The organism is Tenericutes bacterium MZ-XQ (assembly GCA_002838205.1).
Lineage (GTDB): Bacteria > Bacillota_I > Bacilli_A > Acholeplasmatales > Acholeplasmataceae > Mariniplasma.
The window spans coordinates 145,040-170,015 of record CP017950.1 but is presented as its reverse complement, the minus strand read 5'-3'; the positions used below and the strand labels follow the sequence as shown (position 1 = coordinate 170,015).

Sequence of the window (24,976 nt, the reverse complement as noted above, 5' to 3'; positions counted from 1 at the left end):
AAATATCAACTACTTTCTTTAATGATATATATTTGGGATCCAAAGTCTCCCATGATTCTTGTTTGATCATTATAATATGTGCCCATAAACTGTTGTTTAAGCTTATATCCATGCATCAGTGCTTGTCCAGATAAAACAACATCTTCTGTTGCATTATCCAATTGTTTAAATCTTGAGATTAATCTAAACAATGCTTTATTCGGATTAAGCTTAATCGGAAGCGCGTGGGAGATTAGATGTCCAAATTTATCTAAAGTCATTTTTTGATTCATTGACTTTAATGCATACATTTCATTATCTTTTAAATTTTTGATTCTAACTTGTTCTAGATTAGGATTTGGAAGTGCAAGTATTTGATAATTTCCTAAAATATGAACATTATCTTTACTCACTTGATACATCATCTGATAGGGTGAATCTTCATTAAATCTATAAAATTTTCCATACTGCAAAATTTTTCGATATGACTTATAAAGGTTGATATGTTCTTTAATTGTTTTTATTTCAAAGGCGCTTAAATACTTAAAATCTAATTCATATCCTAAAACTCCAAACATTGCTACATTAAATCTAGTGTGTAGTGGTGTTTTTCTAAGTGTTTGTTCGTGTGGGGATAATGACACATGATTGCTTAACGTAGATAATGGATAAAAATAACTCATACCTTTTTGAATACTTAGTCTCGAAATTGGATCTGTGTTATCCGATGTCCATATTTGTGGCCCAAACGATAGCATGCCTAAATCAAACCTGTTTCCCCCGCTTGCGCATGTTTCAATTAGGATATGTGGATACTTTTTTCTTAACTGTCCCAAAATGTTATACAAACCCAACATATATGTATGGTAAAACATACCTTGTTGAGGTACGTAAGCTGAAAACATATCTGTCATATATCTATTCATATCCCATTTAATATAATCAAGTTTGGTTTCATCGATGATCTTACTCATCTCATTCATGATATAAGCTCTAACTTCAGGATTGCATAAATCTAGCAATAACTGATTTCTACCTAATGATGGATTCCTACCTTCTATCTTAACAGCATATTCTGGACGCTTATCATATAATTTGGATACTGGATTTATCATTTCTGGTTCAAACCAGAGTCCAAACTTAAGTCCCAAATTTCTTATTTTGCTCGCTAATCCAACCAATCCATGCTTTAGTTTTTTAAGATTAACATCGTAATCTCCTAATCCAGATTGATCATTATTTCTAGTGGAAAACCATCCATCATCTAAAACAAATAACTCTATCCCTAAATCTTTCGCTTTCTTGGCTAGAGTTAATAATTTTCTTTCGTTAAAATCAAAATAAAATCCTTCCCAGCTATTAATAACAATAGGTCTTTCTACGTTTTTGAATTGCCTGGGAATCATATGATGATTGATAAAATGATGCATGTGATGGCTTAATTGATTAAATCCTTTATCAGAAAAAGTAAGTACAGTTGTTGGTGTTTCAAAGGTTTCATTTTGATGCAAGTCCCACTCAAAACACGAAGGGTTAATGCCTTGCATAACTCTTAGTATACCGTGACTTGACTGATCGATTGCTGTATAATGATTCCCACTATAGATTAAATTAAATCCATAACACATGCCATAGTCCTCATGCGTCCCTTTTTTAAGTAAAATGACTCCTGGATTATGCTTGTAACTGCTTATACCTGTCATGGAACTGTTAATATAAGTGCCATAACTTACAGGTGTTATGTGTTTTTGACCTTCTTTAATTGCTCCGCCATCAAGGGTTAACATCTCATAATCATTACCATAAAGATCAAACATCATACTCATGATTTTTCTTATGGATATACTGTGTTTTTCTTCATTTCGCAAAATAGTTCTTCTTGTAATAACATTTGACTCAAAAAATGTTGTATACACTAAATCTAAATAAATATTGAACTTAGTATCTTTAAGAGTAACTATGATGGTCTTGGTTTGACTCTCATCATCATATCCAGTTGGAAGTTCTTTTGATGCATAAATACCTTCAATGATTTCATGCTTATGATATACAAAATCTGAGACAAATGTTGAATCCGGCATTTTAATCTCTAAAGGTGCAAGTTTAAAATCCCCTTTCCCAAACGAAGAATATTCAAGGGGCGTCAAATCAAGGGGTATATCTTTGTTCTCACTATTGTCATAATCAATAACGCCTCTTGCTTTAGCGGTAAGTTTTGTATGTAGTTGATTAAGATCGCTATCTAAAATTTTAGCACCAAAATGAAGGTGCTCCAAATGATTGGTTGACAAAATTTTGAAAACATAGGATAAATCTTTTGTTTCTAAGATAAAAAAGGGTTCTTTATACCTAATCATCATCAAATCTCCTTAATATACATTCTAGCTTCATACGGTGATAATATATGATTATAATCTTTTTTGTTGATGTTGGAGATGAGTAACTCACCACCAACTTCTATTTTTATTTTTTTAGATTTTTTTGAAAAATTACACATAACATAAACTTCATGTTCATCATCGAATCTTCTAAAAATGTATACAGACTTGCCTTCGTATAAAGACTCAAATGTTCCATATCTTAGTACATGATGTTTTTTTCTAAGTTGAATGAGTTTTCTATAATAATTCAAAATAGAATATGCTGTAGTTTCTTGATCTAAAACATTAATTTTATCACAATTAGGATTCATTTTTAACCATGGTGTCCCAGTTGTAAACCCACATTTATTACTCCATTGCATGGGTGTTCTAGCGTTGTCTCTAGATGTCTTTAACATCATGTTAAATCGCATTTTTCTAGGGATTCCAATTTTTTTAGCAATTTCATAAATACGATGTGTTTCAACATCCTTAAATTCACTCATGTCATTAAATGGACAGTTTGTCATTCCGATTTCTTGTCCTTGATAAATGTATGGAGTCCCTTTTAAACCAAAAAGTAGAGTCCCTAACATTTTTGAACTTTCATCGTGGAACTCTTTGTCATTTCCAAATCTTGATACACTTCTTGGTTGATCATGATTTTCGAAATAATTAGCATTCCAATAAACTTCATTTTGCCATTTGGTAAGAGTTCTCACGAGCTTAATTGGTTTAAATTTTCTCTTAAACCATTTATTATTGATTTGATCAACTTCCATATGTGCAAAACTAAACACCATATCCAACTCTTCTCTTACTGGCATAATTAAATCATTGGCTTGTTTAGGTGTAACCATAACTGTTTCACCAACAGTAAACGTTTCATAATGGTTTAATATATCTTTTCTAAGTTTTTTAAGGATAACATGCATACCATCTTGTTGATGGTAATGTTCTTTTCCTATAAGCACAAGTCTTTTCTTCCCATTTTTTAAACTCGACTTAAAAATAATGTTTATCACATCACATCTAAATCCATAAATCCCTTTATCTAGCCAAAACTTCATAACATCTTTAATTTCGTCCATAACATCAGGATTTTTCCAGTTTAAATCGGGCTGTTTTTTGCTAAACAAATGAAGATAATAACTATCGTCTACTTTAGTCCAAGCTTTTCCACCAAAAAAACTCGTCCAATTATTGGGCTTATCTTTCCAAATATAATAATCCCTATACTTTGGATCTTTTGCTTTGCTTTTAATAAACCATTCATGCTCATCTGATGTATGATTGATTACTAAATCCATGATAATCTTGATACCACGTAATCCCGCTTCAATGATGAGTTTATGCATATCCATCATTGTGCCATATTCAGGATTAATGTTTTTATAATCGCTGATGTCATATCCATTATCATCATTTGGTGATTGATAAACAGGCGATAACCACAAAACATCAACGCCTAGAGACTTGATATAATCTAGCTTTGAAATAATACCTTGTATATCACCAATACCATCCCCATTGCTATCTTTAAAACTTCTTGGGTAAATTTGATAAACGACAACATCTTGGTTGAGTGCCATGAAATCACCTCTTAATGTAAGGTTTTGTTAATCTTATTATAAGCCTATTTCCCAAAAATAAAAAGCCTTTATACATGATTGTACAAAAGCTTCATTTATATTTCGAACTTTTTTAACTTATTTAAAACTTCTTTTAAGGGCAAACCCATAATTGTAAAGAAATCACCTTCGTACTTCTCAACTAATGCTCCACCATCTCCTTGGATACCGTATGCACCAGCCTTATCCATTGGTTCTCCTGTTTTTATATATGCTTCGATTTCAAGTTTACTCAGTGGTCTCATACAAACCTTGGTTTGACTAAAAAATGTTTCTACATGATTCCCTTTAATCATCGACACTCCAGTATAGACATCATGGCATTGATTGGATAACATCGATAGTATTCTCATCGCATCATTTTCATCTTGTGGCTTGCCTAATATTTCTCCATTGTAAACAACGATTGTGTCTGCACCTAAAACAACATCACTTGAATACTTTTTAGCAACATGTTTAGCTTTTAACTCAGCTAAATACATTGCAATTTCTTTCGGTTCTAACTTTTCATCATAGATTTCTTCAATATCACTAGAAACAACTTTAAATGTTAATCCAGCATCTTTTAATAGTTTTGATCGTCTTGGAGAACTACTTGCTAAAATAATCATAGAAATTTAATACATTTTTAATATGTATTTTCTCCTTTCGTAGCGTCTTTTTAAAACTCAAAACTTATTATATCATATCTTTAGTTTCTTATCACCTGAAAATGTCCAATCAAACAAACCATGATATAATGTAATTATATTGGAGGTGCCATCATGACTGATATAATTGATTTATTACAAATCGAGTTGAAAATCCAAAAAAAATCCAAGTTAATCATATCTGTAAGCGGTGGTGCAGATTCAATGATGTTACTATCGATATTCAAAGATAGTCCATACATGATTGAAGTTGTCCACTTTAACCATATGAAAAGACAACAATCAAAAATTGAAGCTGATTTGGTAAGATCCTACTGTGAAACTCATGATATTCCTTTCCATTACTATTTAGTCGAAGTTGATGAGGGGAATTTTCATCATCAAGCACATATGCTTAGATTACATTATTTAAAGGATGTTGCTAAAGTTGCTAAAGCAAGATATATACTAACAGCTCATCATCTTGATGATCTTCTTGAAAACATATTGATAAAGTTAACCAGAGGATCAAATTTATTGGGTTATGCAGGTATGCAATTATCACATACAAAAAAAGGTATTACTTATGTAAAACCTTTGTTGTATATTTCTAAAAATGAGATTTTAGATTATGTTTCAAAACATAATATCCCTTACTTAAATGATGAGTCAAATGAAGAAAATTATTATTTAAGAAATAGATATAGACACGCAATTATTCCAATCATGAAACAAGAAAATTTAAACTTATTATCGCAAGCAAAGAACTATCATCACCAAGTAACAAAAGCTTTTCAATTTATTAGAAATACCACACTCGGTTTATTAGACAAAAAAGACGAGATTGAGGTTTCTAAGTTTAAAAACTATGACCCTGCAATACAAGAAGATATGATTGCTTACTTACTTGAAAACAAGCAAATTAACACCTCTTATGAGATCATTATATCCATTAAAAAAATGATTTTAAATGAGAAACCAAATCAAGTCATTGATTTATCTCATCAATACCAGTTTGTAAAAGCATATGATAAATCATATGTAAAACTAAAAAAAATTGAGAAAAATGTGAAATTTGAAGTGAAACTAGGGGAAACAAAACTAACAAATAACGTAATTTTCACATTTTTAGATAATTCAAACACTCCTACTGAAGATTTAGAAAAATTATGTTATAATAAATTAGCGTTTCCGTTATGGATTAGACATCGTCAAAACGGTGATAAACTAGCCTATAGTTTTGGACATAAAAAGTTAAAGGATTTACTCATTGATAAAAAAATACCCATGGATAAACGCCATCAATTATGGGTATTAACAGATAATGAAGATAACATACTTTGGGTTCAAGATTTATATATGAACCAAACGCTAGGAAATGAAAAAATTGTTTACTTAAAACTAAAGGAGACTAAGCATGCATAATGACATTTCAGAAATTTTAGTATCTGAACAAGAAATCGATAAAATTTGTACCAACTTAGGTCAAACTTTAACACATGACTATAAAGATAAAAATCCAATTTTGATTGGACTTTTAAAAGGGTGTGTTCCTTTTATGTCTGATCTATCTAAAAAAATAGAATTAAAAGTTGATATGGCTTACATGTCAGTAAGTAGTTATCATGGTGGTATTAGTTCATCTGGTGACGTAAAAATTAAAATGGATTTAGATATCTCCGTAAAAGATCGTCATGTACTTATCGTTGAAGATATCGTAGATACAGGAAACACAATTGTGACTATTGTAGAATTATTAAAACATAGAGGTGCGCTTTCAGTTGAAATCGTAACCCTATTAGATAAACCAGAAGGTAGAGTGAAACCTTACGTGCCTAAGTATGTGGGTAAAACGATTCCAAAATTATTCGTTGTAGGCTATGGATTAGACTACAATGAGTATTATAGAAATCTACCTTTTGTTGGTGTATTAAAACCAGAAGTTTATACATCTGAAGAAAGCGAGTAAAGGGGTGGCTATATGAACCAAAATCCAAAAAGACCTACAAGAAAACCAGATATGAGAAAAAAACCAGATTATATCATTATGATATTTACATTAATTATTGTGATTGGTATTTTCTTATTTTTAAGAGATGCTTTTACCGGCCAAGTTAATGATTTAACAGCGAGTGAAATTGAAGCTGCAGCAAATGCAGGACATATCGAATCCATAGAGTATGAACTCATCGGTGGAGATAATTACGACTTGGTAATCGTTCGAGGTATCATTTACGAACAATATGTGACAAGCTATGACAACATTCTTATGTTCGAACGCGTCATGCGTATCGATCAAGCTCAAGGTATATTAGAAATCGTTGAAGCCTATGGTGGAGACACACAAATCGTTGAGAAATCAGGTATCACCTTCTGGAGTATACTGATTAACTTAGCTCCACTGATCTTATTTGTAGTCGTATTATTTATCATTTTTAGAAATGCAAACAATCAAAACAATAGAGCATTTGATTTTGCTAAAAATAGAGCTAAATTAAATCGTGAAAAAACAGTCACATTTAAAGATGTCGCTGGTGTTGAAGAAGAAAAAGAAGAGATGGAAGAACTTATTGACTTCCTTAAAACTCCTAAAAAATATGTGGATATGGGTGCTAGAATACCTAAAGGTGTACTTCTTGTCGGTGCCCCAGGCACAGGTAAAACACTACTTGCTAAAGCAGTAGCTGGGGAAGCAAATGTTCCTTTCTTCTCAATTTCTGGTTCTGACTTTGTTGAAATGTTTGTTGGTGTTGGTGCATCTCGTGTACGTGACTTATTCAAAGTTGCAAAAGAAAACTCACCATGTATCATCTTTATCGACGAAATCGATGCAGTTGGTCGTCAACGTGGCGCTGGACTTGGTGGTGGACATGACGAAAGAGAGCAAACACTTAACCAATTATTAGTCGAAATGGATGGATTTACTGGAAACATGGGTATCATTATCATGGCAGCAACCAACCGTCCAGATGTATTAGACCCAGCACTTCTTCGTCCAGGTCGTTTCGATCGTCAAATCACGATCTCACTTCCTGACATGAGAGGACGCGCAGCAATTTTAAAAGTACATGCTAGAAATAAAAAAATGGATCCAAAGATTAATTTAGATGAATTTGCAAATCGTATTCCAGGATTCTCTGGAGCAGATATTGAAAACTTACTGAATGAGGCAGCGCTACTTGCAGCACGCGACAATAGAACTTTAATATCTGAACAAGATTTAGATGAAGCGATTGACCGTGTGATGATGGGACCTGCTAAAAAGAGCAGAAAATACTCTGTATCCGAAAAGAAAACAGTTGCTTATCATGAAGCTGGACATGCAATTATTGGGTTAAAGCTTGAAGATGCCAATGTTGTTCAAAAAGTGACCATTATTCCTAGAGGTCAAGCTGGTGGGTATAATTTAATGACACCAGCTGAAGAAAAATTCTTAGAAACCAAGAAATCGTTGCTTGCAAAAATAACAAGTTATCTCGGTGGTAGAGTTGCTGAAGAAATCGTATTTGATACAGTAACCACTGGTGCTTATAACGACTTCCAAATCGCAACAAAAATCGCTAGAGCGATGGTTACAGAATATGGTATGAGTGACTTAGGTCCAGTACAATATGAAACTGGTAGTGGTAATGTCTTCTTAGGTAGAGATTACTTTAAGGAAAAAAACTTCTCTGATCAAGTCGCACACGAAATTGATTCAGAGGTAAGACATATCATCACATCATGCTTTAACAAAGCTACAGAAATTATCACTGAAAACCGTGAATTATTAGATAAAATTGCCCATTATTTGATTGAAGTTGAAACATTGACTAAAGCTGATATTGAAGAAATAGTGAGTACAGGCGAACTTTCATGGTGGAAAGAAAAAAACGGTAACTCAGAAAATGCGTCTTGATAAGTATTTAAAAGTTGCTAGACTCATTAAACGCAGAACTGTAGCTAAAGAAGCTGCAACTAAAGATAAAGTAGAAATAAACGATAAAATCGCAAAACCTTCTTCTACAGTTAAAGAAAATGACATCATAACACTTCACTTAGGATTAAAAATAATCAAAGTTAAAATAACAAGTTTAACACCTAAAAAGGATGAATTGATGTATGAACTTTTAAGTGAAGAAAAAAGGCCATAATATTTAATTATGGCTTTTTCTATGATATAATATCAAGGATTAGGAGGATTAGAATATGTATCCAGATGATATCAATGAACAACAACTTGTGCGTAGACAAAAAGCACAAGAATTAAAAGACATGGGGGTTGAGCCCTTTGGTCAAAAATATATAAGAACACATGATGCAAAAACGATTCATGACACATATGAACCATTTGATCATGATCAACTAGAAGAAAAACATATAGAAGTATCTATAGCAGGTCGTATTATCCTTAAAAGAGGTCAAGGCAAAGCAGGATTTATGCACCTTAAAGACCGTGATGGACAAATCCAAGTCTACGTACGACAAGATCAAATTGGTGAAGAAAGCTACAAGCTTTTTAAACAAGCTGATTTAGGAGACATTGTTGGTATCAAAGGTGTTCTTTTTAGAACAAAAACCAATGAACTCACTGTTAAAGCTTCAGAATACACACACTTAACAAAAGCTTTACGCCCACTTCCTGATAAATTCCATGGTCTTCAAGACAAAGAGGAATCAAGACGTAGACGTTATGTGGATTTAATCGTTAATGAAGATGCAAGAAAAGTTGCAATGACTCGTCCAAAAATTATTAGAGCGATTCAAAACTATTTTGATTCAAGAGGGTTTATCGAAGTTGAAACTCCAGTGCTTCAGTCCATTTTAGGTGGTGCTGCTGCACGTCCATTTGTGACTCACCATAATGCATTAGATATGGATTTCTATTTAAGAATTGCAACAGAACTTCCGCTTAAACGCTTAATCGTTGGTGGTCTTGAAGCAGTTTATGAAATCGGTAGATTATTTAGAAATGAAGGTATGGATGCTAAGCATAATCCAGAATTCACAACGATTGAAGCATATCTTGCTTATGCAGATATGGAAGATATGATGGACTTAGTTGAAGGTTGTCTATCAACAGTAACTAAAGAAATTTTAGGATCATATGATATTTCTTATCAAGATGAAATCATTCATATGCAAGCACCTTGGAAACGTTGGCATATGGTTGATGCAGTTAAAGAAATTTCTGGTGTTGACTTCTGGCAACAAATGACTTTAGATGAAGCAAAAGCAGTTGCAAAAGAGCATGGCATCCACGTTGAAAAGCATTTTAGTTATGGTCATATTGTTGAAGCTTTCTTTGAACATTACGTAGAAGACAAGATCATTCAACCAACAATTGTTTATGGTCATCCAATTGAAATTTCTCCACTCGCGAAAAAGAATGCTGAAGATCCAAGATTTACTGATCGTTTTGAATTATTCATCATGAGAAGTGAATATGCAAATGCATTTAGTGAACTCAATGATCCAATCGATCAAAAAGAAAGATTTGAAAACCAATTAAAAGAAAAAGATTTAGGAAATGATGAAGCGACAGAAATGGATATTGATTTTGTTGAAGCATTAGAATATGGTATGCCTCCTACTGGTGGTATCGGTATTGGTATCGATCGATTCATTATGTTATTAACAAACACACCAAACATCAGAGATGTCATCTTATTCCCACATTTAAAACACAGATAATTTACTTAAAAATGACTTTTTTAAAGTCATTTTTTTTATAATGAAAACAAATGAAAGACTACAGTTTTTCTTACATTCTTGATATTTCTTTTCATATTTATTAAATTGACATATTTTTATGAAAAAAATATGAAAAAAGGCTTTTTACTGTTGTTTTTTCGTATAAAATGTTTTAGAATACAAGTGTATGTAAGCGTTTTTATATATTATAAAAATTTTCTATAAATCCATACCGGAGGAAGTAATGAAAACTATCGTAATCGGAGTTATCGGAGCTGATGTTCACGCTGTAGGCAATAAGATCATTGAGTACACACTTACAAAAGAGGGTTTTAATGTTGTAAATGTAGGTGTATTGTCATCTCAAGAAGATTTTATAAACGCAGCTATAGAGACATCGGCTTCTTTAATTTTAGTATCGTCTTTATATGGTCATGGCGAACTAGATTGTCGTGGCATGAGAGAAAAATGTGAAGAAGCTGGGTTAGATCATATTTTGCTTTATGTTGGCGGGAATATTGTCGTTGGAAAACAAGATTTTGATGAGGTTGAAAGCAGATTCAAAAACATGGGTTTCAATAGAGTCTATCCACCTGGTGTAAAAATTGATGACGTACTAGATACAATCAAATTAGACTTAGGGGGCATTTGATGAAAACATATTTGCTTGTCGATTTTGGTTCTACCTTTACCAAGCTAACAGCTGTTGATTTAGATAAGGAAGAAATCATCGCGACTGCAAAAGCAATTACTACTGTTGAAAAGGATATCATTATTGGATATCAAAAAGCTTTAGAAAGACTTCATGCAAAAATCGGTTATGAAATTAAGTTTGATAAAATCACAGCATGTTCTTCTGCTGCTGGTGGACTTAAGATGGTTGCTATAGGTCTTGTTGAAGAGTTAACTACTGAAGCAGCAAGAAGAGTATGTCTTGGTGCTGGCGCAAAAGTTGAACTCATTTTATCACACAACATTAACCTTCACGAAGTTGAAGAAATTAAGAATAAAAATATCGATATTATCCTACTTGCTGGCGGAGCAAATGGTGGCAATAAAGAATGTGTCATTCACAATGCTAAGCAACTAGCTAAATCAGACATTAAGGCACCTATTGTTTTTGCTGGAAACAAAGATGCTACTGATGAGATTGAAGAAATTCTTAAAAAAGCAAATAAAGAGTTTTATATTTGTGAAAATGTCATGCCTAGACTTAATGTCTTAAACATCAATAGTGCAAAGGACACAATCAAAGATATATTCGTTAAAAATATTATTGAAGCTAAAGGTATAAAAAAAGTCGAAAAACTCGTTGGTGAAGTTGTACTTCCTACACCAAATGCTGTTTTAATGGCTGCAGAGTTATTATCAACCGGTTTCGGAGATGAACCTGGTTTAGGTGATTTGATGCTTGCAGATGTTGGGGGAGCTACGACTGATATTTACTCAATGAGTTCTGGTTTACCTACACAAATGAATGCAATTTTATCTGGTTTAGAAGAGCCCTATGCTAAACGTACGGTTGAAGGTGATTTAGGCATGAGATACTCATCACTAGGTATCCTTCAATCTTTTACTGCGTCTGAAATAAGCCATTGGAAATCTCGAAATGTGGACATTGAGGCTGAAGCTCATAAACGTCATGATGATATTGAATTTATATCGTCTACCGATGAAGATTATATTGCAGATGATATTTTTGCAGGTAAATGCATCGATGTAGCGACATCAAGACATGTTGGTACCTTAAAAGGTGTTTATACACCGATGGGTGTTATGTACTACCAAGTTGGAAAAGATTTAACTCAAACAAACTATTTTATTGGGACCGGTGGCGTAGTAATTAGCAGTAAAGATCCGGTCGCAATCTTAAAAAATGGCGTAAAAATGGCTAGCAAACCGATGGAGCTACGTCCACAGAATCCAGAATATTTACTTGATAAAACCTATATCTTATCTGCTATGGGTTTATTATCTATGGACCATCCAGAAATTGCACTTAGAATTATGAAAAAATACATGGTTAAACTATAGGAGCCTATCATGCAAGTTAGAAATAAAAAATGGTCACTTGAAAAATTTTTGGAAGTTAGAAAAGAAGTGTTATCATCATGGCCAACTGGTCAAGATCCTATGCTTGATTTAGAACAAGCGGTAAAAACACTAAAGGCTGTTCCTGATCATAAAAATTTTGCGTTAAAATTATTAAAGGCTGAAAAAGAACAAAGAACGTATGTTCAACCAAGAGCTGGAGTTGCAACAGTTGAGGGTATGATTGAACTATTAAGTCATCTTGAAAAAGCTGGAGCTGATTTTTTGCCAGCAACCATAGACTCTTATACAAGACATAACAGACATCAAGAAGCTGAGGAAGGTATAGAAATCAGCAAACGTGAAGGTCGTTCACTTCTTAATGGTTTCCCTGCTGTAAATCATGGTGTTTCAGGTTGTAAAAAACTATTAGATCATCTGCATGTACCTCTACAAGCAAGACATGGAACACCAGATGCAAGATTATTATCTGAAATTATACATGCTGCTGGATGGACTTCAAATGAAGGTGGAGGAATATCTTATAATATTCCATATGCCAAGAATATCTCATTATCTGACTCCATCTACTACTGGCAATATTGTGATCGTTTAGTTGGTTATTACGAGGAACAAGGCATCCACATTAATAGAGAACCCTTCGGTCCATTAACTGGTACTTTAGTACCTCCTTCTATCGCGATTACTATTGGTATTATTGAAAGTATTTTAGCTGCAACTCAAGGTGTTAAACACATCACAGTGGGTTATGGTCAGTGTGGCAATGTGACACAAGATGTCGCGGCTATGCAAATGCTAAAAGAGTTAACTGAGTATTACTTGTTTACTTTTGGACATAAAAATATGCATGTAACAACTGTCTTTCATCAATGGATGGGCGGATTTCCACAAGATGAATCTGAAGCTTTTGGTTTAATTTCAATGGCATCAACAGTTGCTGCTTTATCAAAAGCAACCAAGATGATCACCAAAACTCCTGTTGAATCCATTGGCGTTCCAACCAAAGAAATGAACGCTGCTGGTATCAAAGCTTCAAAAGTTGTCGTTAACCTTTTAAAAGATCAATCTTATCCTGATTCAGAAAAACTGAAAGTCGAAAAAGAAATGATTCGTAAAGAAGTGACTTGCCTGATGGATAAAGTTATTGATTTAGGTATGGGTGATGTTGCAGTTGGTGTTATTAAAGCTTTTGAATATGGTATTATCGATGTACCGTTTGCACCAAGTAAGCAAACACATGGTGAAATTTTACCTGCAAGAGATAATGAGGGTTGTATAAGAATATTAGAGTTTGGACATTTAGGTATGTCTGAAGAAATCAAAAGGTTCCACAAAGAAAAATTACTAGAAAGGGCTACTCAGGAACAAAGAGCATTAGATTTCCAAATGACTGTTGATGATGTATACGCAGTTGGCATGGGACATCTAATTGGAAGATTAAAATGAAGATAAAAGAGGTTATATTTACAAAATCTTATACAGGATTTTATTTTGACGATCAAAAAGCCATCAAAAAGGATGCCATCCATGATGGTTTCTTATATGTTGGAGAACCTTTAACAGATGGTTTTGAGAAAATAAGAGTTCCTGGTGAGGCTATATCCATTCAACTTATCTTGGATGATGGATCAGTTGCAATCGGTGATTGTGCAGCCGTACAGTATAGTGGTGCTGGAGGCAGAGATCCATTGTTTTTAGCTGACACTTATATTCCTTTTATGGAAAAGCATATAAAACCATTTTTGCTTGACCAAGAAATCACAACTTTTAAAGATATGGCAAATGCTTTTGATCTACTAAAAATTGAAGGCAAAAGATTGCATACTGCAATTCGATATGGTGTTTCACAAGCCTTACTTTCTGCAGTATCTTTAAAAGAAAAAATAACGATGGCAGAAGTGATTAGAAATGAATATAATCCAAATTTAAAAACTTTAGCCTCAATTCCAATATTTGCACAAACAGGTGATGACAGATATACTAACGTTGACAAAATGATTCTAAAAGAAGTTGATTCACTTCCTCATGCGTTAATCAATAACGTCAAAGAGAAACTAGGCTATCATGGTGAAAAACTGATTGCTTATATTGAATGGTTGAAAAACAGAATCATCACCCAAAGAATCAAAGACGATTATAGCCCAATTCTTCATATTGATGTTTATGGAACCATTGGTATAGCGTTTAATGATGACCTTGATCAGATCGTATCATATTGTAGAGATCTTGAAGAAGCTGCTTCTCCTTTTAAACTACGTTTAGAAGGTCCATTTGATCAAGGCAATCGTGAAGATACTATGTTGATGCTAAAAAAATTAAGAGAACTTTTAGAAGAGCAAAATATCAATATCGAAATCGTTGCTGATGAGTGGTGTAATAATTTAGATGATATTAAATATTTTGCTGATCATAAAGCTGGTCATGTATTGCAAATCAAAACACCTGATTTAGGTGGTCTACATCATATCGCTGAAGCTATTCTTTATTGTAAAGAAAAAGGCATAGGTGCATATTGTGGTGGTACATGTAATGAAACGAATTTATCTGCAATTGCTACAACCCATGTAGCGATTGGTGCTGGTGCTGATGTGTGTTTAGCAAAACCAGGTATGGACGTCGATGGTGGCTATATGATTGTAAAAAATGAAATGGAAAGAGTACTTTCACTTTCAAAAATCAAAAGATAGGTGATCAATCTGAAAAATTCTGCTACAGCTGGAACATACGAATCTAATGATTGTATAGTAACAGTTAAAAAAAGCGAAGGTATTACTATTGAAATTGATAGTGTTGTTAAAGAGCAATTTGGAAAACAAATTGAAAAAGTTGCTTTAGAAACATTATCTTCTTTAAACATATCCAACATCCATGTTTATATTAAAGATAAAGGCGCACTAGATTATACAATCATCGCTAGAATCAAAACAGCGATTAAAAGGTTAGGTGTTTGAAATGAGAAAAAGTTTATTATTTATCCCAGCGAATCATCCAGGCATGCTACAAAATGTTGATATTTTTGATGCTGACGGTATCATTTTCGATTTAGAAGATGGTGTGGCACTCACAGAAAAAGATGCAGCAATGGACTTACTTGCTTCTTTTTTCAAACATTTTCATTTAAAAAATATTGAAAAAATTGTAAGAATTAATGAGATCAACGATCTAGATCTCATCATGTGCGAGCAAATCGATACAGTTTGTTTACCTAAAGCAGACACTGATGTATTAAAATTGCTTGATAAAAAACTTTCTACTTTAGAAAAAAAATATAGGCTCACTCACAAAATTCAAGTAATTGCTTTAATTGAAACACCTGAATCCATCTTAAATGCTCTATCTATTGCAAAACAACCAAGAGTAAATGGATTACTATTGGGTGCTGAAGATTTGTCTACATATCTAGGTGTTCGTAGAACACTTGAGGGAAAAGAAATCGAATTTGCTAGAAACATGGTTATCTACGCTGCAAAATCCATGGGTATTGATGCCATTGACACACCCTTTACTGATACAAATGATATTGATGGACTAAACAAGGATATTGAATATGCAAAACAACTCGGTATGAACGCAAAAGCATGTATACATCCGAACCAAATTGAATCTGTCAATCATCTTTTTAGACCATCTCAAGAGGATATATTATTCGCACAAAAAATTTTACTCGCAAAAGAACAAGCTGATCGAGAAGGACTTGGAGCTTTTTCAGTCGACGGAAAAATGGTTGATAAACCAATCATCGATAGAGCCCTTCAAATCATTAAAGCGTCAAAGGAATGATAACGTTGATTAAAAACGGTGTTCAAAGAATGATTCCAAATGGATATAAACCTTTTGTATCTGACGATCATTTTAAACAAGAAGTCTACCAAAAAATCGAAAAGGTATACGCAAAAAAAGAAGCTCAAATGTTAGCTTCTATTTCTGCTATATTTGACATCATACCGATCAAAGATGGTATGACTTTATCATTCCACCATCATTATAGAAATGGTGATTTGTTAGTAAATATGGTTGCTGAAGAAATTAAAAAACGTGGATTAAAAAATATGACATTTGCACCAAGTTCTATTTTCCCAGTGCATAAGCCTTTAAGTGATCTTATTAAAAACAAACACATCACATCCATATATACAAACTATATCAGTGGAGATGTGGCTGATACAATAAGTTATGGACACATGAAAGATTTACTAATTATGGATACCCATGGTGGTAGAGCAAGAGCAATAGAAACGGGAGATATTAACATTGATGTTTGCTTTATTGCTGCAAGTGCAGCAGATAAACATGGTAATGCAAATGGCATTGATGGGCCAAATCCTTGCGGTCCACTGGGATATATATATCCAGATTTATATTATGCAAAACATAAAGTCATTGTTACTGATACTATTTTAGATAAACTTTCATCGAATGATATTGACCATTCGTTTGTAGACTATATCATAAAAGTCAGTCAAATTGGTTTATCAACTGGAATTGAATCAGGGACAACCCAAATGACCAAAGACCCTATCCAATTAAAAATAGCGAAAGACACAGTAAATCTTGTTAAAGAGTTAGGACTGATTAAAGATGGCTTAAGCTTCCAAACAGGAGCTGGTTCAACATCAATCGCAGTATCTCATTTTTTAAAAGGCGAAATGGTCAAACAAAATATAAAAGGTTCGTTCGCAAGTGGTGGAATAACTAAAAGTCTTACTTCTATGTTTGAAGATCAGTTATTCGATGACCTTTATGATGTACAATCATTTGATTTAGAAGCGGTAGAGTCATATAAGAAAAACAAGCACCATCATCTCATGGATGCTTCACAATATGCAAATCCATTTTATAAAGATAACATCGCAAGCAAACTAGATATTGTCATCTTAGGTGCAACCGAAGTTGATTTAAATTTCAATGTGAATGTCACTACTTCTTCTACCCACAAACTCATGGGTGGTAGTGGAGGTCACAGTGATACTGCTTATGAATCAAAGCTAACAATCATAACGACAAACCTTGTTAAATCGAGAATACCTTTTATCAAAGACCATGTAGAAACAATTTCTACACCTGGAACTAGTGTTGATATAGTCGTCACTGAAAGAGGTATAGCAGTCAACCCAAGAAGAAAAGACTTGCTGGAAAAATTAAAAGATAGTTTGCTAAACATCACGCCTATTGAATCGCTTTATCAAAAAGCTCTCGATATAACATATAAACCTGAACCCATTAAACATAAAGAACGAATTATTGGGCTCATTCGATATAGAGATGGATCAATCATTGATTCTATATATGAGGTAGACCACAAATGATGGATTATATGATTAGGGATATACTTTTAGACTCAGAAATTGGTGAAGTCAAAGAGCTCCTTGAAAAAAACAATTTAATCTATGAATCCTCAGTCACTAAAACAATTGGGTTATACGATAAAAACAAATTGATTGCTACTGGTTCTATCGACCATAACGTGATTAAAATGATTGCAGTTGATCCAAATTATCAATCGCAAAACATCAGCTCTAAAATATTATCACACTTACTCTTTTATTTAGAAGCACACGACATCAATCATTACTTCTTATTTACTAAACCAGAAAACAAAGACATCTTTTCGAACTATAATTTTAATAAAATTATGGAAACAAAAGACATTATTCTTTTCGAGAATAATAAAGATGGCATCCATAAAGCGTTAACTGAATTGAGTCAATCTCTTCCTGCTAAAAAAGGATCAAGGGGTTGTATTGTTATGAACTTAAATCCAATGACTTTAGGACATCTATACTTAATTGAAGAGACATCAAAAATACATGACGATATCATTATATTTTTAGTTGAAACAGATGCTTCTTTATTGAGTTATGAGACAAGATTATCAATACTAAAAAAAGCAATTAAACATTTAAGTCACGTTTATATCTTGCCTTCTACAAACTATATGATTTCAAGAGCAACTTTTCCTACATATTTTTTGAAAGAAAAACAAAAAATGGATGTATACACAGAACTTGATGTTTCTATTTTTAAAACTTACTTTATGCCCATCTTTCAAATCGATAAACGTCATGTGGGTGAAGAACCTATAGATGAGCTAACAAGATTCTACAACTTAAAAATGAAAGAAATGCTAAAAGATCAATTAATTGTCATTCCAAGAAAAACTTATGAGAACAATGTGATAAGTGCTTCTTATGTTAGAAAACTTGCAACCGAAAAAAAATATGATATGATTAAATCAATAGTTCCAAAAGCTACCTATAAATTTTTGATATCAAAAAAAGGAAGAGAATTATTCAATGAATGATCATATTTTAAAAGCTCGAGAAGAACGATTTGAACATATCAAAAGCATCTCAAAAAATTATAAAACCCTTATTCTTATAAAGTCAAACACACCAGGGCAAAATAAAGAAAGATACTCAAGTTTTTTTCTTTTGAATATATTTCACGGGTTGATAGAAAATCAATTTAAAGTCATCTATAAAACATTTAAAAAGGGCTTTGATGGGCCCTATTATGTTTATGCAATACAAGCAGACCAATTGGAAGAAATAAAAGATACTCTGATTGATATAGAAACAAGTCACCCTTTAGGTAGGCTCATAGATTTAGATTTATATCAAGATCAAAAACTTGTTTCAAGAGAAGATTTTAATTTACCTTTACGAACCTGCATGTTGTGTGAAAAACCAGCAATTGCTTGTATGCGAGAGCAAACACATACCTTGGAAGAACTGTTGTTACATATAGATATCTCAATTGTAGAATTTTTAAAAAAAGAAATATCTCATTTTATTAAACAAGCAATGTTAAACGAACTTAACTTAGATCCTAAGTTCGGACTTGTAACACCAACATCTTCAGGATCACATCCAGATATGAACTACAAACTTATGTATCAATCCATTGATATTTTGATGCCTTATTTTCTTGAAATATTTGAGCTAGGTATGATCTTTGATGATGACCCAAACTTATTTGATAAAGCAAATCACATAGGTAGGCAAGCAGAAAAGGAAATGTATCTTTTTACAAATGATGTCAACACATATAAAGGATTAATATATATATTGGGTTTTGTGCTTCTATCCATTGGACATATCATTAAAAACAGTAAGCCCTCGTCTGATATCTATCAAAGAATAAAGGAACTATCCTTCCATGTTTTAGATGACTTTAAGTCAAACATAATGACAGCGGGTATCAATGCTTTTAAAACCTATCAAATCAAAGGCATTAGAGGTGAAGTTTTTAATGGACTTCCAACTGTTAAGAAAGCTTTTAACTATTTTAAATATATCGACATACTAGATCCAAAGAACTATCATCACATATTATTGTTTTTCATGATTCACAGTGAAGATACCGTGCTGCTCAATCGCTCAGGTTCGCTTGAAAACTATCAACATTTTAAAGCTATGTCGTCCCAAGTTAACCCTTATATCGATAAAGACATTAAAGACTTCACAAATTATTGTATCAAACATAACATAAGTTTCGGTGGTTCTGCAGATTTATTCATTGTCTTTCAGTTTATACATCAATTTAGCTTATTTTATACATAAAGGCTTGGAATCTCCAAGCCTTTATTCGTGCTATAATTCTATAGTTTTGTATTTGTTCACTTCATCTTTAACAAGATTTCCACCATATATATCATAGGTAACAATCACTGGAAAATCTTTTACCTCTAGCTTGTGAATCGCTTCTGGTCCTAACTCAGGGTAAGCAATAACTTCACTTTTAAGCACTTTTTTTGATAACAATGCTCCAGCACCACCGACAGCTTGAAGATATACACCCTTTTGCTCAATCATTTCTTCTATGAACGCATCACTTCTATCTCCTTTACCTATCATAACTTTTAATCCTTTTTCCATCAGTGGTTTGGCAAAAGGATCCATACGATAACTAGACGTTGGTCCACATGACCCTATAGGTTGTCCAATTTTTGCTGGCGTTGGTCCTACATAATAAATAACTTGTCCAACAAAATCAAAAGGTAATGGTTCATTCTTTTCTAAAGCTTCGACCATTTTTTTATGTGCTTGGTCTCTACCTGTATAAATCGTACCTGAGATATATACAATATCTCCTGCTTTCATCCGTTTAATCGTCTCTTCATAAATAGGCGTTTTTACGTGCATCATATCACCCCCGTTTTATGTCTTGAAGCGTGACATTGTAGATTGATAGCTACTGGCAATGATGCAATATGACATGGATGAACATTAATTTTAACTGCAAGTGCAGTCGTTGTTCCTCCAAATCCCATAGGACCTACACCAAGTTGATTAATCTCATCTAAAATTTCAGATTCAAGTTTTCTGAGCATTGGATCTGGATTAACATCCTCGACATCTCTTAAAATAGCTTCTTTTGCTATCAAAGCTGATTTTTCCAAGTTCCCACCAATACCAATGCCCACAATCAGTGGTGGACAAGGTTTTCCACCAGCATAAAAAATCGTATGCAGTACAAGTTTTTTTATACCTTCTATACCTTCTGCAGGTGTAAGCATCTTTACCAAACTCATGTTTTCACTACCTCCGCCTTTTGGAGCTAAAGTGATTTTGATTTGATTTCCTGGAACAAGTTTGATATGTATGATAGCTGGTGTATTATCATTTGTATTGATGCGGTCTAATGGATGTCTTACAATAGACTTTCTAAAGAAGCCTTCATCATAAGCTTCTCTTACACCTTGATTAATCGCTTCATATAAGTCACCTTTTAAATGCACATCATAACCAAGTTCAACAAAACAAACTACTAAACCTGTATCTTGACACATAGGTGCTTTTTCCAATCTGGCAATTTCGTCATTTTCCACAATTTGTTCTAAAACGTTTTGACCAATTTTTGATTTTTCTGATTTAATTTTCTCCCTGAGTAAATCAATAAAAGAAGTGCCCAGATCACAATTGGCATCAAGTGCTAATCTTTTTACTTCTTCTGTTATCATTTTCGACTCTATTATTCGCATATTCTCACCTACTTCTATTATACATGAGATTTTAATTAAATAAAGGTAAATATACTCTTGATAAGTGACTATATCTTTGCTTAAAAATATGATACAATAAATATATATAAGCGCTTACATTTTTTGAAAGGAAAATGACAAATCATGATAATATTAGACGGTCAAAATTTAACAATAGATGATCTTGTTTTTATTGCTAGACATCACGAGAAGGTATCAATTTCAAAGGAAAGTATTAAAGACATTCACAAGGCTTCTGCTTTAGTCGAGGAGCTTTTAAAAAGAGAAAAACCAATTTATGGCATTAACACAGGTTTTGGTCACTTGGCAGATGTTAAGATTGAAGACGATAAGCTTGAAGAGCTACAAGTCAATCTCTTAAAAAGTCACGCATGTTCTATGGGGGATCCTTTATCTATTGAAGTCGTTAGAGCTATGATAGCTCTAAGAATCAATGCACTCATCAAAGGATATAGTGGAACACGATTAGAAACCATAGAGCTTATGGTTCGATTTTTAAACGAAAACATCATACCAGTAATCTTTGAACAGGGTAGTTTAGGTGCAAGTGGAGATTTAGCTCTTCTTGCACATATGGGTTTACCGCTTTTAGGACTTGGTGAGGTATATTATAAAAATGAGCGTATGCCTGCAAGTATCGCGCTTGAAAAAGCACATATAAAGCCACTTGATAAATTACATCCAAAAGAAGGATTGAGTTTAATTAACGGAACACAAGCGATGACAGCTATTGGAGCTTTAGTTTTATATGATGCTTTTAAACTACTCAAATTTGTTAATGTATCATTGGCACTCACCATGGAAGCATTAGAATCTATTATAGATGCATTTGATCCAAAAATTCAAAATGTTAGAAAACATCTTGGACAAATGGAGGTTGCATATGATGTAAAAGAAATACTTAAAGATAGTAAAAATATAACTCATCAATGTACAAAACGCGTTCAAGATGCTTACTCTATCAGATGTGCTCCTCAAGTTCATGGAGCTTCTCTTGATGTTTTCTACCATGTGAAGAACATCATTGATATTGAAATGAATTCTGTGACTGATAATCCCATTTTGTTTATTGACGAAAAACAAGCGATTAGTGCGGGTAACTTTCACGGGCAACCTTTAGCTTTAGCTTTCGACTATTTGGGTATGGCAATCTCAGAACTTGCAAACATCAGTGAGCGTCGTATTGAAAGACTTGTTAATCCAAAATTAAATGATGGATTACCTCCTTTTTTATCATCACATTCTGGAGTTAATTCAGGGTTTATGATAGTTCAATATGCTGCAGCATCTATTGTTAGTGAAAATAAAGTGTATGCACATCCAGCATCAGTTGATTCCATACCTTCCTCTGCAAACCAGGAAGATCATGTATCCATGGGTGCTACTTCAGCAAGAAAAGCAAAAACCATATTAGATAATACTAGAAAAGTCATTGCTTTAGAGATGTTTACTGCTTCCCAAGCATTACATTTCAGAGGAAAAGAGCATTTAGGTCAAAAAACCAAAATCGCTTTTGACTTTATTTCAAATCAAATCCCATTCATTAGGACAGATGAAGTGATGTATCCACACATTCATAAAGCAGAACATATGTTAAATGATGATACTTTATATAACTTACTTTTTAAAGGAGATGATGAGCTTGCGTGAAATAACACTTGAACATATCTTTGATACTCTGCCAGAATATCCAACATTTGAAGAAGGTATTAGAAGAGCACCAAAAAGAGAAATGTCATTAAGCAATAAAGAGATAAAATTGGCACTTAAAAATGCGCTAAGATATATTCCCAAAAAATGGCATGATACGATAGCACCTGAATTTTTAGAAGAATTATTAACACATGGAAGAATTTATGGGTACCGCTTCCGTCCTAAAGGAAATATCAAAGGACTTCCAGTTGATCATTACCCAGGAAAAACACTTGAAGGTAAAGCATTTCAAGTCATGATTGATAACAATCTTGATTTTGATGTTGCCCTTTATCCTTATGAACTTGTTACATATGGAGAAACTGGTCAAGTTTGTCAAAACTGGATGCAATATCACCTTATCAAAAAATACTTAGAAATTTTGGAAGATGATCAAACACTTTCAATTCTCTCTGGTCACCCTTTAGGGTTATATAAGTCTAATAAAGAAGCTCCTAGAATCGTTTTAACCAATGGTCTTATGGTTGGTATTTATGATAACATGGACGATTTTAATCGAGCACAAGCCTTAGGTGTTGCTAATTATGGTCAGATGACTGCGGGTGGATTCATGTATATTGGCCCCCAAGGTATTGTCCATGGCACCTATTCTACTTTACTAAATGCAGGTAGACTTAAACTTGGATTATCTTCACAAGAGAACCTTAAAGGTAAGTTATTCGTGTCATCTGGATTAGGTGGAATGAGTGGTGCACAAGGCAAGGCCATCAAAATCGCTGGTGGTGTCGGCATTATTGCAGAAGTTGATCTATCTAGAATTAAAACGCGTCATGACCAATCTTGGGTATCAAACATTGTTCGAAGCCCTAAAGAAGCATTTGAAATCGCTAAGGATCATCAAGAAAAAGGGTTATCTATTGCGATTGCCTATCACGGAAATATAGTCGATCTATTGGAATATGCTTATAAACATCATATTCACATCGATTTATTGAGCGATCAAACGAGCTGCCACGCTGTCTATGATGGCGGTTATTGTCCTGTTGATATGTCATTTGAACAAAGAACTGATTTGCTCAAGACAGATAAACACTTATTTAAACAAAAAGTTGATCAAACACTCCATAGACACTATCACGCAATAGAAAATTTAGTTCAGCAAGGTACATATTTCTTTGATTATGGTAATAGTTTTTTGAAAGCACTCTATGATTCTGGAATTAAAAACATATGTAAAAACAAAGAAAATGATTTAGATGGTTTTATATATCCATCGTATGTAGAAGATCTCATGGGACCACTACTTTTCGATTATGGTTATGGTCCATTTAGATGGGTATGTTTATCTGGAAAAGAAAAAGATTTAGACCTAACTGATCAAGTCGCAATGTCATGCATTGATCCAAGACGAAGATTTCAAGATAATGATAATTACTTATGGATTAAAAACGCAAAGCAAAACAATCTTGTTGTAGGGACAAAAGCCAGAATTCTTTATCAAGATGCCTATGGAAGATTAAATATAGCATTAAAATTTAATGAACTCGTTCGAGATAAAAAAACAGGCCCAATCATGCTTGGTAGAGATCACCATGATACCGGTGGTACTGATAGTCCTTTTAGAGAGACAGCAAACATAAAAGATGGATCAAACATCATGGCGGATATGGCAACACATGTTGCTTTAGGTAATGCCCTTAGAGGTATGAGTTTAGTTGCTCTTCATAACGGCGGGGGCGTCGGTATCGGCAAATCCATTAATGGTGGATATGGTATGGTGCTTGATGGTTCTTACCGTGTTGATGAAATTTTAAAAAGGGCAATGCTTTATGATGTTATGGCTGGTGTATCAAGACGGGCTTGGGCTACTAATGAACATGCTTTAGAAACAACAAAAACATTTAATGAAACAAGTAATCATTCCACAGTTACTATACCTTATGTAGCTGATGAAGCATTGTTAAACAAAACACTAAAAGAGAAAGGGATCTGATC

At 33.3% G+C, this 24,976-nt stretch carries 21 protein-coding genes; 16 read left to right on the top strand and 5 right to left on the bottom strand.

Annotated elements, in window-relative coordinates; translation table 11 throughout:
- Nucleotides 1-5: 5 nt before the first annotated feature.
- From BK011_00790 to BK011_00780, 3 genes are all read right to left on the bottom strand, one after another.
- Nucleotides 6-2,336, bottom strand: a complete 2,331-nt coding sequence (locus BK011_00790; protein AUD66105.1) for a hypothetical protein — start codon at nt 2,334-2,336, stop codon at nt 6-8.
- A 2-nt stretch (nt 2,337-2,338) separates the two neighbouring features.
- Nucleotides 2,339-3,931, bottom strand: a complete 1,593-nt coding sequence (locus BK011_00785; protein AUD64294.1) for a glucohydrolase — start codon at nt 3,929-3,931, stop codon at nt 2,339-2,341.
- 95 nt (nt 3,932-4,026) lie between these two features.
- Entirely contained in the window at nt 4,027-4,581 is a 555-nt protein-coding gene (locus BK011_00780) for a septum formation protein Maf (protein ID AUD64293.1), read from the bottom strand.
- A gap of 153 nt (nt 4,582-4,734) precedes the next feature.
- On the opposite strand from BK011_00780, the gene BK011_00775 reads away from it, so the two are divergent.
- The 14 genes from BK011_00775 to BK011_00710 all read left to right on the top strand — a co-directional run bounded on the left by BK011_00775 (nt 4,735) and on the right by BK011_00710 (nt 19,886).
- Nucleotides 4,735-6,024 (top strand): tRNA lysidine(34) synthetase TilS, encoded by a 1,290-nt coding sequence (locus BK011_00775; protein ID AUD64292.1) that lies wholly within the window; start codon nt 4,735-4,737, stop codon nt 6,022-6,024.
- Entirely contained in the window at nt 6,017-6,568 is a 552-nt protein-coding gene (locus BK011_00770; GenBank protein AUD64291.1) for a hypoxanthine phosphoribosyltransferase, read from the top strand. Before BK011_00775 ends, BK011_00770 begins: the two co-directional genes overlap by 8 nt.
- Before the next feature lie 12 nt (nt 6,569-6,580).
- The gene (locus BK011_00765; protein ID AUD64290.1) at nt 6,581-8,497 is read left to right on the top strand and encodes a cell division protein FtsH; all 1,917 of its coding nucleotides are present in this window, start codon (nt 6,581-6,583) and stop codon (nt 8,495-8,497) included.
- Nucleotides 8,487-8,732: an RNA-binding protein gene (locus tag BK011_00760; GenBank protein AUD64289.1), complete on the top strand. Its 246-nt coding sequence runs from the start codon at nt 8,487-8,489 to the stop codon at nt 8,730-8,732. The genes BK011_00765 and BK011_00760 overlap by 11 nt, the downstream gene beginning before the upstream one ends.
- Before the next feature lie 55 nt (nt 8,733-8,787).
- Nucleotides 8,788-10,272: a lysine--tRNA ligase gene (locus BK011_00755; GenBank protein ID AUD64288.1), complete on the top strand. Its 1,485-nt coding sequence runs from the start codon at nt 8,788-8,790 to the stop codon at nt 10,270-10,272.
- Between the two features lie 244 nt (nt 10,273-10,516).
- The gene (locus tag BK011_00750) at nt 10,517-10,924 is read left to right on the top strand and encodes a methylaspartate mutase subunit S (GenBank protein AUD64287.1); all 408 of its coding nucleotides are present in this window, start codon (nt 10,517-10,519) and stop codon (nt 10,922-10,924) included.
- A complete protein-coding gene (locus tag BK011_00745; GenBank protein AUD64286.1) occupies nt 10,924-12,306 on the top strand; it encodes a MutL protein in 1,383 nt (460 codons plus the stop codon). Before BK011_00750 ends, BK011_00745 begins: the two co-directional genes overlap by 1 nt.
- A gap of 9 nt (nt 12,307-12,315) precedes the next feature.
- Nucleotides 12,316-13,770 carry a methylaspartate mutase subunit E gene (locus tag BK011_00740; GenBank protein AUD64285.1) on the top strand — a complete coding sequence of 485 codons (1,455 nt, stop codon included), beginning with the start codon at nt 12,316-12,318 and terminating at the stop codon, nt 13,768-13,770.
- Nucleotides 13,767-15,011, top strand: coding sequence for a methylaspartate ammonia-lyase (locus tag BK011_00735; GenBank protein ID AUD64284.1), 1,245 nt, complete (start codon nt 13,767-13,769; stop codon nt 15,009-15,011). Before BK011_00740 ends, BK011_00735 begins: the two co-directional genes overlap by 4 nt.
- A gap of 3 nt (nt 15,012-15,014) precedes the next feature.
- Nucleotides 15,015-15,275, top strand: coding sequence for a citrate lyase acyl carrier protein (locus tag BK011_00730; protein ID AUD66103.1), 261 nt, complete (start codon nt 15,015-15,017; stop codon nt 15,273-15,275).
- 1 nt (nt 15,276) lies between these two features.
- On the top strand, nt 15,277-16,104 hold the full coding sequence (locus tag BK011_00725; GenBank protein ID AUD64283.1) for a hypothetical protein: 828 nt from the start codon (nt 15,277-15,279) through the stop codon (nt 16,102-16,104).
- A gap of 8 nt (nt 16,105-16,112) precedes the next feature.
- Nucleotides 16,113-17,630: a citrate lyase subunit alpha gene (locus BK011_00720; GenBank protein ID AUD66104.1), complete on the top strand. Its 1,518-nt coding sequence runs from the start codon at nt 16,113-16,115 to the stop codon at nt 17,628-17,630.
- On the top strand, nt 17,627-18,625 hold the full coding sequence (locus BK011_00715; protein AUD64282.1) for a hypothetical protein: 999 nt from the start codon (nt 17,627-17,629) through the stop codon (nt 18,623-18,625). Before BK011_00720 ends, BK011_00715 begins: the two co-directional genes overlap by 4 nt.
- The gene (locus tag BK011_00710; protein AUD64281.1) at nt 18,618-19,886 is read left to right on the top strand and encodes a holo-ACP synthase CitX; all 1,269 of its coding nucleotides are present in this window, start codon (nt 18,618-18,620) and stop codon (nt 19,884-19,886) included. Before BK011_00715 ends, BK011_00710 begins: the two co-directional genes overlap by 8 nt.
- Nucleotides 19,887-19,916: 30 nt before the next feature.
- Here BK011_00710 and BK011_00705 read toward each other — a convergent pair whose 3' ends face one another.
- Nucleotides 19,917-20,468 carry a fumarate hydratase gene (locus BK011_00705; protein AUD64280.1) on the bottom strand — a complete coding sequence of 184 codons (552 nt, stop codon included), beginning with the start codon at nt 20,466-20,468 and terminating at the stop codon, nt 19,917-19,919.
- The gene (locus BK011_00700; protein AUD64279.1) at nt 20,468-21,307 is read right to left on the bottom strand and encodes a fumarate hydratase; all 840 of its coding nucleotides are present in this window, start codon (nt 21,305-21,307) and stop codon (nt 20,468-20,470) included. Before BK011_00700 ends, BK011_00705 begins: the two co-directional genes overlap by 1 nt.
- A gap of 141 nt (nt 21,308-21,448) precedes the next feature.
- Between BK011_00700 and BK011_00695 the strand changes: the two genes are divergently transcribed.
- Together BK011_00695 and BK011_00690 are read left to right on the top strand one after the other, a co-directional pair.
- Nucleotides 21,449-22,978, top strand: a complete 1,530-nt coding sequence (locus tag BK011_00695; GenBank protein AUD64278.1) for a histidine ammonia-lyase — start codon at nt 21,449-21,451, stop codon at nt 22,976-22,978.
- Complete coding sequence (locus tag BK011_00690; protein AUD66102.1) at nt 22,962-24,974, top strand: urocanate hydratase; 2,013 nt, start codon at nt 22,962-22,964, stop codon at nt 24,972-24,974. The genes BK011_00695 and BK011_00690 overlap by 17 nt, the downstream gene beginning before the upstream one ends.
- Nucleotides 24,975-24,976: the final 2 nt, after the last annotated feature.

Bases quoted from the DNA above. Each gene is read 5' to 3' on its own strand.
- BK011_00790 (AUD66105.1), bottom strand. From the start codon at position 2,336: ATGATTAGGTATAAAGAACCCTTTTTTATCTTAGAAACAAAAGATTTA.
- BK011_00785 (AUD64294.1), bottom strand. From the start codon at position 3,931: ATGGCACTCAACCAAGATGTTGTCGTTTATCAAATTTACCCAAGAAGT.
- BK011_00780 (AUD64293.1), bottom strand. From the start codon at position 4,581: ATGATTATTTTAGCAAGTAGTTCTCCAAGACGATCAAAACTATTAAAA.
- BK011_00775 (AUD64292.1), top strand. From the start codon at position 4,735: ATGACTGATATAATTGATTTATTACAAATCGAGTTGAAAATCCAAAAA.
- BK011_00770 (AUD64291.1), top strand. From the start codon at position 6,017: ATGCATAATGACATTTCAGAAATTTTAGTATCTGAACAAGAAATCGAT.
- BK011_00765 (AUD64290.1), top strand. From the start codon at position 6,581: ATGAACCAAAATCCAAAAAGACCTACAAGAAAACCAGATATGAGAAAA.
- BK011_00760 (AUD64289.1), top strand. From the start codon at position 8,487: ATGCGTCTTGATAAGTATTTAAAAGTTGCTAGACTCATTAAACGCAGA.
- BK011_00755 (AUD64288.1), top strand. From the start codon at position 8,788: ATGTATCCAGATGATATCAATGAACAACAACTTGTGCGTAGACAAAAA.
- BK011_00750 (AUD64287.1), top strand. From the start codon at position 10,517: ATGAAAACTATCGTAATCGGAGTTATCGGAGCTGATGTTCACGCTGTA.
- BK011_00745 (AUD64286.1), top strand. From the start codon at position 10,924: ATGAAAACATATTTGCTTGTCGATTTTGGTTCTACCTTTACCAAGCTA.
- BK011_00740 (AUD64285.1), top strand. From the start codon at position 12,316: ATGCAAGTTAGAAATAAAAAATGGTCACTTGAAAAATTTTTGGAAGTT.
- BK011_00735 (AUD64284.1), top strand. From the start codon at position 13,767: ATGAAGATAAAAGAGGTTATATTTACAAAATCTTATACAGGATTTTAT.
- BK011_00725 (AUD64283.1), top strand. From the start codon at position 15,277: ATGAGAAAAAGTTTATTATTTATCCCAGCGAATCATCCAGGCATGCTA.
- BK011_00715 (AUD64282.1), top strand. From the start codon at position 17,627: ATGATGGATTATATGATTAGGGATATACTTTTAGACTCAGAAATTGGT.
- BK011_00710 (AUD64281.1), top strand. From the start codon at position 18,618: ATGAATGATCATATTTTAAAAGCTCGAGAAGAACGATTTGAACATATC.
- BK011_00705 (AUD64280.1), bottom strand. From the start codon at position 20,468: ATGCACGTAAAAACGCCTATTTATGAAGAGACGATTAAACGGATGAAA.
- BK011_00700 (AUD64279.1), bottom strand. From the start codon at position 21,307: ATGCGAATAATAGAGTCGAAAATGATAACAGAAGAAGTAAAAAGATTA.
- BK011_00690 (AUD66102.1), top strand. From the start codon at position 22,962: ATGATGAGCTTGCGTGAAATAACACTTGAACATATCTTTGATACTCTG.